16 protein-coding genes are annotated in these 12,204 nt (G+C 71.0%); 15 read left to right on the top strand and 1 reads right to left on the bottom strand.

What is annotated here, in order from left to right; translation table 11 throughout:
* Nucleotides 1–10: 10 nt before the first annotated feature.
* The 11 genes from rpsE to ACP6CK_RS07555 all read left to right on the top strand — a co-directional run bounded on the left by rpsE (nt 11) and on the right by ACP6CK_RS07555 (nt 6,827).
* Nucleotides 11–685 (top strand): 30S ribosomal protein S5, encoded by a 675-nt coding sequence (rpsE, locus tag ACP6CK_RS07605; protein ID WP_426958280.1) that lies wholly within the window; start codon nt 11–13, stop codon nt 683–685.
* On the top strand, nt 678–878 hold the full coding sequence (gene rpmD, locus ACP6CK_RS07600) for a 50S ribosomal protein L30 (protein ID WP_426958279.1): 201 nt from the start codon (nt 678–680) through the stop codon (nt 876–878). Before rpsE ends, rpmD begins: the two co-directional genes overlap by 8 nt.
* Before the next feature lie 52 nt (nt 879–930).
* The gene (gene rplO, locus ACP6CK_RS07595; protein WP_426958278.1) at nt 931–1,419 is read left to right on the top strand and encodes a 50S ribosomal protein L15; all 489 of its coding nucleotides are present in this window, start codon (nt 931–933) and stop codon (nt 1,417–1,419) included.
* Between the two features lie 93 nt (nt 1,420–1,512).
* Complete coding sequence (gene secY, locus ACP6CK_RS07590) at nt 1,513–2,892, top strand: preprotein translocase subunit SecY (RefSeq protein WP_426958277.1); 1,380 nt, start codon at nt 1,513–1,515, stop codon at nt 2,890–2,892.
* A gap of 22 nt (nt 2,893–2,914) precedes the next feature.
* On the top strand, nt 2,915–3,595 hold the full coding sequence (locus ACP6CK_RS07585) for an adenylate kinase (protein WP_426958276.1): 681 nt from the start codon (nt 2,915–2,917) through the stop codon (nt 3,593–3,595).
* Between the two features lie 151 nt (nt 3,596–3,746).
* Complete coding sequence (gene rpsM / locus ACP6CK_RS07580; protein WP_426958275.1) at nt 3,747–4,124, top strand: 30S ribosomal protein S13; 378 nt, start codon at nt 3,747–3,749, stop codon at nt 4,122–4,124.
* A 1-nt stretch (nt 4,125) separates the two neighbouring features.
* A complete protein-coding gene (rpsK, locus tag ACP6CK_RS07575; RefSeq protein ID WP_426958274.1) occupies nt 4,126–4,527 on the top strand; it encodes a 30S ribosomal protein S11 in 402 nt (133 codons plus the stop codon).
* Between the two features lie 33 nt (nt 4,528–4,560).
* Nucleotides 4,561–5,577 (top strand): DNA-directed RNA polymerase subunit alpha, encoded by a 1,017-nt coding sequence (locus ACP6CK_RS07570; protein ID WP_426958273.1) that lies wholly within the window; start codon nt 4,561–4,563, stop codon nt 5,575–5,577.
* 28 nt (nt 5,578–5,605) lie between these two features.
* Complete coding sequence (gene rplQ, locus ACP6CK_RS07565) at nt 5,606–6,034, top strand: 50S ribosomal protein L17 (protein WP_426958272.1); 429 nt, start codon at nt 5,606–5,608, stop codon at nt 6,032–6,034.
* Nucleotides 6,035–6,168: 134 nt separating this feature from the next.
* Entirely contained in the window at nt 6,169–6,507 is a 339-nt protein-coding gene (locus tag ACP6CK_RS07560; protein ID WP_426958271.1) for a hypothetical protein, read from the top strand.
* Between the two features lie 137 nt (nt 6,508–6,644).
* Entirely contained in the window at nt 6,645–6,827 is a 183-nt protein-coding gene (locus ACP6CK_RS07555; RefSeq protein WP_426958270.1) for a hypothetical protein, read from the top strand.
* A 17-nt stretch (nt 6,828–6,844) separates the two neighbouring features.
* Here the strand turns inward: ACP6CK_RS07555 and ACP6CK_RS07550 are convergent, their stop codons facing one another.
* Nucleotides 6,845–7,828 (bottom strand): Bug family tripartite tricarboxylate transporter substrate binding protein, encoded by a 984-nt coding sequence (locus ACP6CK_RS07550; RefSeq protein ID WP_426958269.1) that lies wholly within the window; start codon nt 7,826–7,828, stop codon nt 6,845–6,847.
* A gap of 126 nt (nt 7,829–7,954) precedes the next feature.
* On the opposite strand from ACP6CK_RS07550, the gene ACP6CK_RS07545 reads away from it, so the two are divergent.
* The 4 genes from ACP6CK_RS07545 to ACP6CK_RS07530 all read left to right on the top strand — a co-directional run bounded on the left by ACP6CK_RS07545 (nt 7,955) and on the right by ACP6CK_RS07530 (nt 12,098).
* Nucleotides 7,955–8,788: a carbon-nitrogen hydrolase family protein gene (locus tag ACP6CK_RS07545; protein ID WP_426958268.1), complete on the top strand. Its 834-nt coding sequence runs from the start codon at nt 7,955–7,957 to the stop codon at nt 8,786–8,788.
* A gap of 26 nt (nt 8,789–8,814) precedes the next feature.
* Nucleotides 8,815–9,612 carry an NAD kinase gene (locus ACP6CK_RS07540; protein ID WP_426959888.1) on the top strand — a complete coding sequence of 266 codons (798 nt, stop codon included), beginning with the start codon at nt 8,815–8,817 and terminating at the stop codon, nt 9,610–9,612.
* A gap of 29 nt (nt 9,613–9,641) precedes the next feature.
* On the top strand, nt 9,642–10,802 hold the full coding sequence (locus ACP6CK_RS07535) for an aminotransferase (RefSeq protein ID WP_426958267.1): 1,161 nt from the start codon (nt 9,642–9,644) through the stop codon (nt 10,800–10,802).
* A 96-nt stretch (nt 10,803–10,898) separates the two neighbouring features.
* A complete protein-coding gene (locus ACP6CK_RS07530) occupies nt 10,899–12,098 on the top strand; it encodes an MFS transporter (RefSeq protein ID WP_426958266.1) in 1,200 nt (399 codons plus the stop codon).
* Nucleotides 12,099–12,204: the final 106 nt, after the last annotated feature.

Below are 12,204 nucleotides of genomic sequence, written 5' to 3'. Positions count from 1 at the left end.
GCGCATAAGCATGGCATACGCACCGCGTTCCGGTCCGCCGCGCTCCGGCGGTCCCGGTGGGCAGCGTCCGGGCGGCGATGGCGGGGAGGGCGGCGATCGCCGCCGCGGCCGCCGGCGCGACGAGAACCGCGATCAGCGCCAGGATCGCGAGAACGACGAGTTCAAGGACAAGCTCGTCACCATCAACCGCGTCGCCAAGGTGGTGAAGGGTGGCCGTCGCTTCTCCTTCGCCGCGCTGGTCGTGGTGGGTGACGAGAAGGGCCGCGTGGGCTGGGGCGCCGGGAAGGCGCGCGAGGTGCCGGAGGCGATCCGCAAGGCGACCGAGCGCGCCAAGCGGGGCCTGATCCGCGTGCCGATGCGCGAGGGCCGGACGCTGCACCACGACGTGATCGGCGAGTTCGGCGCCGGGCGCGTGATCCTGCGCGCGGCTCCGGCCGGCACGGGCATCATCGCGGGCGGTCCGATGCGCGCGGTCTTCGAGGTGCTGGGCATGGGCGACGTCGTCGCGAAGTGCACGGGCACCACGAACCCCCACAACATGGTCAAGGCGACCTTCGCGGGCCTGGCGCGCTGCGCCTCTCCCCGCTCGGTCGCGGCGCGGCGCGGGAAGAAGGTCACCGATATCCTGCCGCCGGCCCGCACCGAGACGGCCGCCCCGGACGCGGAGGCCGCGGCGAATGTCTGAGACGTCTGCCAAGGCGACCGTGAAGGTGACCCAGACCGGGTCGCCGATCGGGCGCAAGCCCGGCCAGCGCGAGACGCTGATCGGGCTCGGGCTGAACAAGCTGCATCGCTCGCGCGAGCTGGAGGATACCCCGGCCGTGCGCGGGATGATCCGCAAGGTCGCGCATCTGGTGAAGGTCGAGGGCGGGGCCTGATCGGGCACGGGGGCTTCAGCCCCCGGCTGATCGGTCCCTCCGGAGGATGGACATGAAGCTGAACGAGCTGCGCGACAACGAGGGTGCCCGCCCGAAGTTCAAGCGCATCGGCCGGGGCATCGGCTCCGGCAAGGGCAAGACGGGCGGCCGCGGCGTGAAGGGTCAGAAGGCCCGGACCGGCGTGTCGCTGAACGGGTTCGAGGGCGGCCAGCTGCCCCTGTACCGCCGGCTTCCGAAGCGGGGGTTCCACAACCTCTTCCGCAAGGAATACGCCGTGATCAACCTCGGCACGCTGGAGAAGGCCCTCGCGGCCGGAACCCTGCCGGCCGGGGAGACGGTGGACGAGGCGGCGCTGGAGAAGGCCGGGCTGGTCCGCGTGGGCAAGAAGGCCGGGGTCCGGCTGCTGGCCAAGGGCGCGATCACCCGCGCGGTGACGGTCAACGTGGCCGGGGCCTCGGCCGCGGCGATCGCCGCGGTGCAGGCCGCCGGCGGGACCGTGACCGTGCGCGAGGCGGCGGCCGAGGAGACGCCGGCGGCTTGATCCGCTGCGGTGCTCTGGCTACCTGATCTATTGTAGTGTTCTGCGGCGCCGCGGGCTCTCCCCGGCGCCGCAGTCGTGAGAAGGGACCTTCCCATGGCCTCCGCCGCCGAGCAGCTCGCGGCCAATCTCAACCTCGGCGTGCTGTCCCGCGCGACGGAGTTGAAGAAGCGGCTCTGGTTCACCCTGGGAGCGCTGATCGTCTATCGGATCGGCACCTACATCCCCGTGCCAGGGGTGGACGCGGCCGTGATGGGCGAGATCCTCGCCCAGCATGGTGGCGGCGTGCTGGGGATGTTCGACATGTTCTCGGGCGGGGCGCTGGGCCGGATGACGGTCTTCGCGCTGAACATCATGCCCTACATCTCGGCGTCGATCATTGTGCAGCTGATGTCGGCGGCCATTCCGTCCTGGGAGGCTCTCAAGAAGGAGGGCGAGACCGGGCGGAAGAAGCTGAACCAGTACACGCGCTACCTGACCGTGCTCATCGCCTTTTTCCAGGCGTACGGGATCGCGGTGGGGCTGGAATCGATGCGCGGCAGCTTCGGGGCGGCGGTGCATGATCCCGGCATTTTCTTCCGCATCTCCTGCGTCACCACCCTGGTGGGCGGGACGATGTTCCTGATGTGGCTCGGTGAACAGATCACCGCGCGTGGCATCGGCAACGGTATCTCGCTGATCATCTTCGCGGGGATCGTCGCGAATCTGCCGTCCGCCCTGATCTCGACCCTGGAACTGGGTCGGACAGGCGCGATCTCCGCCTTCTTCATCCTGTTCTTCCTGATCATGGCGCTGGCGGTTATCGCGTTCGTGGTCTTCATGGAGCGGGCGCAGCGGCGCATTCCCGTGCAGTACCCGAAGCGCCAAGTGGGGAACCGGATGTTCGGCGGGGATTCGACCCACCTGCCCCTGAAGCTGAACACGGCCGGCGTGATCCCGCCGATCTTCGCCTCCTCCCTGCTGCTCCTGCCGGCGACCTTCTCCGGCTTCTCGGCCGGGCAGGAGGAGACCTGGCTCACCCGGATCGCGGCCACCCTGGCCCACGGGCAGCCGCTCTACATGGCGCTATACGTGGCGCTGATCATCTTCTTCTCCTTCTTCTACACGGCGGTGGTGTTCAACCCCCAGGAGACGGCGGACAACCTGAAGAAGTACGGTGGCTTCGTGCCGGGAATCCGGCCCGGCGCGGCGACGGCCGAGTATTTCGACCGGGTGCTGACCCGGCTGACCCTGGTGGGTGCGATCTACCTCTGCGTGGTCTGCATGCTGCCCGAGATTCTCATCTCCCAGTACAGCGTGCCCTTCTACTTCGGCGGCACGTCGCTGCTGATCATCGTCTCCGTGACCATGGACACGGTGGCGCAGGTGCAGTCCCATCTCTTTGCCCATCAGTATGAGGGGCTGATTCGCAAGGCCCGGATGCCGGGCCGGGGACCGCAGCCCGTGCCGCCGCGCGGCGGCTCCGCCAGGCGCTGAGCGGGGCGGGGGGACGCGAGGGATGAATCTGATCCTGCTGGGGCCACCGGGGGCCGGGAAGGGGACACAGGCGAAGCTGCTGCAGGACCGGCATGGGGTCGCCCAGATCTCGACCGGCGACATGCTGCGGGCCGAGGTGCGGTCGGGCTCCGAGATCGGGCTCCAGGCGAAGGCGATCATGGAACGGGGGGACCTGGTCCCGGACGCCATCATCACGGCCATGCTCGCCCTGCGGGTGACGAAGCCGGACTGTGCCCGGGGCTTCATCCTGGACGGCTTCCCGCGCACCGTGCCGCAGGCCGAGGCGCTGGACGTCATGCTCGGGGAGATGGGCCTCGCCCTGCACCACGTGATCGAGCTGAAGGTCGATGACGGCGCCCTGGTGGAGCGGATCGCCGGGCGCTTCACCTGCGCCTCTTGCGGGACGGGCTACCACGACCGGTTCAAGCCGACCCAGCAGCCCGGGGTCTGCGACGTCTGCGGCAGCCACGAGTTCGTCCGGCGGGCGGACGACAAGGCGGAGACCGTGGCGGCGCGGCTCGACGCCTATCACCGTCAGACGGCACCGCTGCTGCCCTACTATGCGGCCCAGGGTAAGCTGAAGCACGTGGACGGGATGGCGGACATGGCCACCGTCTCTGGTCAGATCGAGGCGGTGCTGGAAGGTCAACAATCCCTTGACTCGGGAGTGGGCCGGGCTTAAGTCGTCCCCCTTCGCGGCAGGGCATCCACCCCGCCGCGTTCCCGCTTGCATTGATGTCTTACGGGTCCGGCGGTGCACCGGCGGGCCAGGATCACCTCGCCGGTCACCGTCAGGTCCGGCCCCAACGGAGCGACGGCTCCAGGAGAGCAACGTGGCGCGCATCGCCGGCGTGAACATCCCCGACAACAAGCGCGTGCTCATCTCGCTGCGCTACATCTATGGCATCGGACCGAAGAACGCGTCCGACATCTGCGAGAAGCTGGGCATCCCGGCCGAGCGCCGCGTGAACCAGCTGTCGGAGGAGGAACTGCTGCGCCTCCGCGAGACGCTGGACCGCGACTATCGCGTGGAGGGCGACCTCCGCCGCGAGACCGCGATGAACATCAAGCGGCTGATGGACATGGCCTGCTACCGCGGCCTGCGGCACCGCCGCGGCCTGCCGGTTCGCGGCCAGCGCACGCACACGAACGCCCGCACCCGCAAGGGCAAGGCCGTGGCGATCGCCGGCAAGAAGAAGGTGACGAAGTAAGATGGCGCGTCAGCCGCAGTCCGGGGGCTCGCGTCCCCGCAAGAAGGAGCGGAAGAACATCTCTTCCGGCGTGGCCCATGTGCTCGCCTCCTTCAACAACACCATCGTGACCATCACGGACAGCCAGGGCAACGCGATCGCCTGGTCGTCCTCCGGCTCCCAGGGCTTCAAGGGCAGCCGCAAGTCCACCCCCTACGCCGCGCAGGTCGCGGCGGAGGATGCGGGCAAGAAGGCGCGCGAGCACGGCATGGAGACGCTGGAGATCATGGTCTCCGGCCCCGGCTCGGGCCGCGAGTCCGCGCTGCGCGCCCTGCAGGCCGTCGGCTTCTATGTCACGGCCATCAAGGACGTGACGCCGATCCCGCACAATGGCTGCCGCCCGCGCAAGCGTCGCCGCGTCTGATCTGAACGGAGGTCCTCCACGATGAGTGGTGCGATGGACCGCAATTGGCGGTCCCTCATTAAGCCCGAGCGGCTGGACGTGGAGGGCGGGAACGACCCGTCCCGCGTGGCCACCATCGTGGCGGAGCCGCTGGAGCGCGGCTTCGGCATGACGCTCGGCAACGCGCTGCGGCGCGTCCTGCTCTCCTCGCTCCAGGGCGCGGCGGTCACCGCCGTGCAGATCGACGGGGCGCTGCACGAGTTCTCGTCCCTGCCGGGCGTGCGGGAGGATGTCACGGACATCGTCCTGAACATCAAGCGGCTCGCGATCCGGATGCAGGGCGAGGGGTCCAAGCGGCTCTCCCTCACCGCGACCGGCCCGGGCGAGGTGACGGCGGGGCAGATCCAGGTCACCGGCGACATCGAGATCGCCAACCCCGACCTGGTCATCTGCACGCTGGACGACGGCGCGCGTCTCAACGCCGAGCTGACGGTCGCGACCGGGAAGGGCTACGTCCCCGCCGCGGAGAACCGTCCGGAGGATGCGCCGATCGGCCTCATCCCGGTGGACGCGATCTACTCCCCGGTGCGTCGCGTGGCCTATCGCGTGGAGCCGACCCGCGTTGGCCAGCGGACGGACTACGACAAGCTCGTCCTGAACGTGGAGACGGACGGTACGGTGGCCCCGGATGACGCGGTGGCGCTCGCCGCCCGCATCCTCCAGGACCAGCTGCAGCTCTTCATCAACTTCGACGAGCCGCGCGATGCGCGCGGCACGGCCGAGGTCGAGGACGACCTGCCGTTCAACCGGAACCTGCTCCGCAAGGTGGACGAGCTGGAGCTGTCGGTCCGTTCGGCGAACTGCCTGAAGAACGACAACATCGTCTACATCGGCGACCTCGTGCAGAAGTCCGAGCAGGAGATGCTGCGCACGCCGAACTTCGGGCGGAAGTCGCTGAACGAGATCAAGGAGGTGCTCTCCTCCATGGGTCTCAGCCTCGGGATGAACGTGGCCGGCTGGCCGCCGGAGAACATCGAGGACCTCGCGCGGAAGGTGGACGAGCCCTTCTAAGGGGCCCGTCCGTTAGGGATCAGAACCAATGCGTCACGGAATGGCCGGGCGGAAGCTCAACGTCACCTCCGCCCACCGGATCTCCATGTTCCGGAACATGGCAACCTCTCTCCTGAAGCACGAGCAGATCACGACGACTCTGCCGAAGGCGAAGGAGCTGCGCCCCTATGTCGAGCGGATCATCACGCTCGGCAAGCGCGGCGACCTGCACGCGCGTCGTCAGGCCTCCGCGCAGATCCGCGACCAGGCGGTGGTGCGCAAGCTGTTCGACACGCTGGCGCCACGCTACTCGGCGCGGAACGGCGGCTACACCCGCGTGCTCCGTGCCGGCGTGCGCTACGGCGACGCGGCCCAGATGGCGATCATCGAGCTGGTCGAGCGTGACGTCTCCGCCAAGGGGCTGGACAGCGGTCCGGTGGCCGAGGTCGAGGCCGAGGGCGAGAACGCCGAGGCGTGAAGCGGTTTCGCTTCGGGATTTCTGGAAGGGCGGGTGGGCGACCACTCGCCCTTCTTCTTTGTGCGCTGCTCCTCGGGGCGCAGGCGTCCGCCGAGCCCTCGCCGCTGGAGCTGGCTGGGCGGCCGGTTTCGGCCTTGGCCGGGCATCCGGACGTGGCCATCGGGTTCCGGTCCGTGGTGCGGGGGCGGATGTCCTATGTCGCGCGGCATCTCATGGCGTCGGGCGGGGAGGGGCTGCGGGTCGAGGATGGCCGGTTCGTCTTCGGCTGGGCCTGCGAGGGTAGGAATTGCGCGAAGGACGGGCTTTTCCTCGGCTATGACGCACGGACCGAGCGCTTCTACCTGATCCTGCTGGATGAAGGGGATGCGACGCTCACCATCCCGCCGCGTGGGGCGCCCTGGCCGGGCGTGCTCGCGCGCGCCGTGCTGGCGGTCCGGCCCGACATCCGGCGGCTCGAGCCGGAACGGGAGTAGGCGCGGGACGGCCCGACGATCGCGCCGGGTCCGATTGTCCGGATTCTCGCGGGGCGTGATCCGGCCTTCCTGCGGAGGCGGGACAACTCGGATGCCGCACCGCCGTTCCCCGTATGGCGGCGAGGGATCTGGACAGGATGATGCGATGGGCTCTCGGGCTGGCGGTGCTCTTCGCGCTGCTGGCGCTGGTCGCGCGGGTGCTGCAGCTCGGCTTCTCGATCGCGTTGCTGATCGTGGCCGCGGTCGCGCTGGTGGCCGCGCTTGTGACCGGGCTCATGGCCCGCGGGGGTGGGGGCGGGCCTCCGACCACCCGCCCCTAGGAATCGGTCCGCCCGGACTACTCCGCCCGGATATTCGCCTCCCGCACAAGAGTCGCCATGGTCACGCGCCCCTCCCGCACGAACGTGGCGAAGTCCGCCGGGGAAGACCCCACAGGCAGGGCGACGAGGGTGTCGAGGCGCGCGCGCGTCTCCGGCTCGGCCAACGCCGCGGTCATGGCGCTGTGCAGGCGCTGAGCGATCTCGGGCGGCGTGCCGGCGGGCGCGAAAAGCGCGCACCACTCCGAGATCAGCAGGCCGGGAAGGCCGGCCTCGGCGAAGGTCGGCAGGTCAGGGCGCTTCGGCAGGCGCGTTTCGGTCGCCACCGCCAGGAGCCGGGCGCGGCCGGAATCGGCGATGGGACCGGCGGAGAGGGCGGTGATGAAGACGCCGTCCAGCACGCCGGCCGCCAGGTCCCGCGCCGCGTCGGCGCCGCCGCGATAGGGCGCGTGGGTCACCTCCGTCCCGGTGAGGCGCTGGAACTGCGCCAGGGCGAGATGGCCCGCCGTCGCATTCCCCTGCGTGCCGATGCCGAGCGCGCCCGGGCGGGATTTCGCGAGGGCCACGAACTCCGCGACGGTGCGGGCAGGGCTGTCGGCCTTCACGGCCAGCACCTGCGGGAAGGTGGCGGCGAGCGAGACCGGCAGGAAGGCCGTGGCGTAGTCGAAAGGCAGGCCGCGCAGCAGGCTCGGATTCACGATGTGGGAGGAGGCATCCCAGAGCAGCGTGTGACCGTCCGGCGCCGCCTGGGCCACCGCGGCGCCGCCGGTGGAGCCGCCGCCCCCGGTTCGGTTCTCCACGACGACGGTCTGCCCGAGGTGGTGGCCCATGCGCGGGGCAACGACGCGGGCGACGCTGTCCGCCGCGCCGCCGGCGGCGAAGGCGACGATCAGGCGGATGGGCCGGTTGGGCCACGAACCCGCGGGGGCGCCGGACTGGGCGCGGCCCATCGCGGGGGCGGCGAGCAGGGCGGCAGCGGCCAGGGCGGCGCGGCGGGTGGGCATGGCGGTCCTCCGTTTGCGACGGGGATCGTTCGGCTGACCGGTCTCGTCAAGCGTTGAGAGGCGGCCGCCCTTGTCGCGCCTCCTCCGGGCGCGCTTGATGCGGCCGGTCGCCGAGGAGGGCGCCTGATGCGTGTGACGGTCGTCCAGATGAATCCCGGCGCCGACAAGGCGGCCAATCTCGCGCAGATGCGGCGTCTGTCGGAGGCGGCGGTGGCGGCGGACCGGCCGGACCTCATCGCCTTTCCTGAGATCTGGACGATGCTGGGCGGCGATCGCGCCGCACGGCTGGCGGCGGCCGAGGTGCTCCCACCCGCGGGTTCGGGCGAGGCGGGTGGCGAGGCTTATGAGGCGTTGCGCGACCTGGCGCGTGTGCACCGGATCCACGTGCACGGTGGCAGCATCGGGGAGGGCGGCGGGGAGAAGCTGTTCAACACGACCGTCGTCTTCGACCCGGATGGGCGGGAGGTGGCGCGCTACCGGAAGATCCACCTCTTCGACATCGTGGGGCCGGACGGGACCGGCTACCGGGAGAGCAACGCCTACGGGGGCGGCGATTCGGTCGTGACGGCGGAGATCGGTGGCATGCGGGTCGGGCTGGCGATCTGCTACGACATCCGCTTTCCCGAGCTGTTCCTGGCGCTGCGGCGTGCCGGGGCGGAATTGGTGATGCTGCCCTCCACCTTTACCCTGCAGACGGGGAAGGATCACTGGGAGGTGCTGATTCGCGCGCGCGCCATCGAGACGCAGTGCTGGTTCGCCGCGCCGGCCACCTGGGGCCAGCACACCGAGCGCGCCGCGGCACGCCACACCTACGGGCATTCCCTGATCTGCGATCCCTGGGGGCATGTGGTGGCGAAGTGCTCGGATGGGGTTGGCTGGGCCACGGCGCGGATCGACCGGGACGTGACGGCGCGGGTGCGGCGGGACATGCCCGTCCTTGAGCACCGGCGGCTGGCCTGAACGTGGGCACCACGCTGAGCGACGGGGTGGACGCCGCGCCGGAGCTGCCGCGGAACCTGCGCGGGCGGATCGCCTTCCATGCCGCGGCCACCGAGGCGGCGGAATCCGCGCGCGACAGGCTGACGGCGATCCATGGGGACGCCACTCCGGAGGAGGCGGCGGTGGTCGTCGCGCTCGGCGGTGACGGGGCGATGATGGAGGCGCAGCACCGCTTCCTCGGCCGCAACCTGCCGGTCTACGGGATGAACCGCGGCAGCGTGGGCTTCCTGATGAACGATTTCCGGGAGGAGGGGCTGGCGGAGCGGTTGCAGGTGGCGCAGGCGGCGCTGCTCCATCCCCTGCACATGCGCGCGGTGTGCTGCGGCGGCGGCGAGGTGCGGGAGGCGCTGGCGATCAACGAGGTGTCGCTGCTGCGGGAGACGCGGCAGGCGGCGAAGATCCGCATCCTGGTGGACGGGCGGGAGCGGGTGCCGGAACTGATCTGCGACGGGGTGCTCGTGGCGACGCCGGCGGGAAGCACGGCCTATAACCTCTCGGCACACGGGCCGATCGTGCCGCTGGGGGCGAACCTGTTGGCGCTGACCCCGATCTCCGCCTTCCGGCCCCGGCGCTGGCGCGGGGCGCTGCTGCCCGCGGCGGCGGAGGTGGTGTTCGAGATCCTGGAATCGGGCAAGCGCCCGGTGGCGGCCGTGGCGGACTACACGGAGGTGCGCGACGTCCGGCGCGTGGAGGTGCGGGAGGACCGGTCGCTGCGCCTGACGATGCTGTTCGACCCGGATCACGGGCTGAGCGAGCGCATCATCGCGGAGCAGTTCACCGTCTGACCGGCGATGTTTTGGGACAGAGTTTGCCGATGCCCTCGCTCAACCCGCTGCTCCTCGATTCCGGCAGCCCGCCAATCCCGCGCGTGCAGGCCTGGGGACGGGCCTATTCGGGCGCTCGCGGCCCGTTGCTGAACCTCTGCCAGGCGGCGCCGGCCTATCCGCCGCCGCCCGCCATGCTGGAGAAGCTGGCGGAGGCGGCCGGGAGTCCGGCGGCCGCGACCTACGGCGTGATCGCGGGCGACGAGGCGCTGCGGGAGGCCTATGCGGCGGAGGTCTCCGCCCTCTATGGCGGGCCCTGTGCGGCGGGGCAGGTCGCGATCACCGCGGGCTGCAACATGGCCTTCTTCGTCGCGGCCATGGCGATCGCCGGGCGCGGCGACGCGGTGATCGTGCCGACGCCCTGGTATTTCAACCACGGCATGACGCTGGGAATGCTGGGGATCGAGGCGCGCGCGCTGCCCTGCGGGGCGGAGCGGGGCTTCATCCCCGAGATTGGGACCGCGGAGGCGCTGCTGGACGAGCGCGTGCGGGCGATCCTGCTGGTCACGCCGAACAACCCAACCGGCGCGATCTACCCGCCGGAGCTGATCGCGGAATTCCAGGCGTTGTGCCGGCGGCGCGGGATCTGGCTGATCCTGGACGAGACCTATCGCGACTTCCTGCCGGCAGAGCGGGCGCGGCCGCATGGTCTGGTGGAGGGTGGTTGGCCCGACAACCTCGTCCAGCTCTATTCCTTCTCGAAGTCCTTCGCGATCCCAGGACACCGGCTGGGGGCGATCGCGGGGCCGCCCGCGATCATGCCGGCGGTGACGCAGGTCCTGGACAACGTGCAGATCTGCCCCGCCCGCGCGGGACAGATGGCGGTTGCCTGGGGGCTGGGCGCCCTTGGCGACTGGCGGGCGGAGAAGCGGGCGCGGACGAATGAGCGGGTGGAGGCGGTGCGGGCGGCCTTCGGGCGCCTGCCCGCGTGGCGGCTGGACGCGCTGGGGACCTACTTCGCCTATGTGCGGCATCCCTTCGGGGCGGAAGCCGCCTGGTCGGTGGCGGAGCGGCTGGCGCTGGAGCACGGGATGATGGTCCTGCCCGGACCGGCCTTCGCCGGGGCGGACACGCATCTCCGGATCGCCTTCGCGAATCTCGACATCTCGGCCATCGGCGCCCTGGAGGACCGTCTGGCCGGGGCGGCGTAGAGACCCGAGCAGCGCGCGACACCGTTGCGGCCTGAGCATGGCTGAGGTTTCGCCGCTCTGCGGTAGCGTCGTTGCGGAAACGCCGGGAGACGCAGGGTGACGAAGCCGTCCGGAATCTGGGCCGTGGTCGTGGCGGCCGCCGTGACCGCCTCCATGGCGATGGGGATCCGCCAGACCTTCGGACTGTTCCTTCTGCCACTCGGCACGGAGGCCGGCATCGCCCCCGTCTCGCTCGGGCTCTCGATCGCGGTCCATAACCTCACCTGGGGGCTGGCCCAGCCGGTGACGGGGTCCCTCGGCGACCGCTACGGCGCGGGCCGCGTCTCGGCGGTGGGCGGGGTGCTCTATGCCATCGGGCTGCTGATGGTGGCGCTGTTCCCCTCCGTGCTGACGGCCCTGCTGGGCATCGGCGTGCTGACGGGACTGGGCGTGGCCTGTTGCGGCTCGGGCAGCGTCATGGCGGCGGTGGGGCGCGCGGCGCCGCCGGAGCAGCGGGGCAACCTGCTGGGGATCGCGGCGGCCGGGGGATCCGTGGGGCAGGCGCTGCTGGTGCCCTACGCGCAGATCGGGATCGGTTGGTTCGGCGCGGCGGCCGCGCTCGGCGCGCTGGGGGTGGCGGTGCTGCTCACCCTGCCGGCGGCGCGTGTCATGGAATGGTCGGCCCCGCGAAGCGCCGCGCCGCGCCGCGGGCTGATGGAACTGCCGGCGCTGGCGCGGGACGCCCTGGCGCATCGCGATTTCGCACTGCTGACCGTCGGCTTCTTCGCCTGCGGGTTCCAGCTCGCCTTCCTGACGACGCACCTGCCGGCGCATCTCGCGCTCTGCTCCATGCCGCCCTGGGTGGCGGCGACGTCGCTGATGCTGGTGGGGCTGTTCAACATCCCCGGCTCCTGGCTCTGCGGACGGCTGGGCAGCGTGATCCGGCCGGAGGTGGCACTGGGCGGGATCTATCTGGTGCGGACGGTGGCGATCGCGCTCTTCGCCGCGCTGCCCGTGACGGAGTGGGGGACGCTGCTCTTCGCGGCGACGCTCGGCTCCATCTGGCTGGGCTCGGTGCCGCTGACGGCGGCGGCGATCGCCCGGCGCTTCGGCGTGGCTGATATGGGCGCGCTCTACGGGGTGTGCTTCTTCAGCCACCAGATCGGCGGCTTCCTCGGCGCGGGCGCCGCGGCGGTGCTGGTGGACCGGACCGGCAATTACGACGCCTTCTGGCCCGTGATGATCGCGGTCGGTCTGGGCGCCGTGGTGGTGAACTGGGCAACGCGAGGGCCGATCCGGGCGGTGGCGGCGGCGTAGGGGCTCGCCGGACCGGGGGCGGCGGCCGCAAGGCCGGCCGACGTCCGGGAAGGTCGGCGCCTCCACGGTGCAGTGGCTGCTCTGCCCGCCCGGGCCATGCACCGCG

This window comes from Muricoccus radiodurans (genome assembly GCF_050154705.1).
GTDB classification, from domain to species: Bacteria; Pseudomonadota; Alphaproteobacteria; order Acetobacterales; family Acetobacteraceae; genus Roseomonas; species Roseomonas radiodurans.
This window is presented reverse-complemented; position numbering and strand designations above follow the sequence as displayed.

Excerpts from the sequence above, each read along its gene's own strand:
- rpsE (WP_426958280.1), top strand. The coding sequence starts at position 11 with ATGGCATACGCACCGCGTTCCGGTCCGCCGCGCTCCGGCGGTCCCGGT.
- rpmD (WP_426958279.1), top strand. The coding sequence starts at position 678 with ATGTCTGAGACGTCTGCCAAGGCGACCGTGAAGGTGACCCAGACCGGG.
- rplO (WP_426958278.1), top strand. The coding sequence starts at position 931 with ATGAAGCTGAACGAGCTGCGCGACAACGAGGGTGCCCGCCCGAAGTTC.
- secY (WP_426958277.1), top strand. The coding sequence starts at position 1,513 with ATGGCCTCCGCCGCCGAGCAGCTCGCGGCCAATCTCAACCTCGGCGTG.
- ACP6CK_RS07585 (WP_426958276.1), top strand. The coding sequence starts at position 2,915 with ATGAATCTGATCCTGCTGGGGCCACCGGGGGCCGGGAAGGGGACACAG.
- rpsK (WP_426958274.1), top strand. The coding sequence starts at position 4,126 with ATGGCGCGTCAGCCGCAGTCCGGGGGCTCGCGTCCCCGCAAGAAGGAG.
- ACP6CK_RS07570 (WP_426958273.1), top strand. The coding sequence starts at position 4,561 with ATGGACCGCAATTGGCGGTCCCTCATTAAGCCCGAGCGGCTGGACGTG.
- rplQ (WP_426958272.1), top strand. The coding sequence starts at position 5,606 with ATGCGTCACGGAATGGCCGGGCGGAAGCTCAACGTCACCTCCGCCCAC.
- ACP6CK_RS07555 (WP_426958270.1), top strand. The coding sequence starts at position 6,645 with ATGATGCGATGGGCTCTCGGGCTGGCGGTGCTCTTCGCGCTGCTGGCG.
- ACP6CK_RS07550 (WP_426958269.1), bottom strand. The coding sequence starts at position 7,828 with ATGCCCACCCGCCGCGCCGCCCTGGCCGCTGCCGCCCTGCTCGCCGCC.
- ACP6CK_RS07545 (WP_426958268.1), top strand. The coding sequence starts at position 7,955 with ATGCGTGTGACGGTCGTCCAGATGAATCCCGGCGCCGACAAGGCGGCC.
- ACP6CK_RS07535 (WP_426958267.1), top strand. The coding sequence starts at position 9,642 with ATGCCCTCGCTCAACCCGCTGCTCCTCGATTCCGGCAGCCCGCCAATC.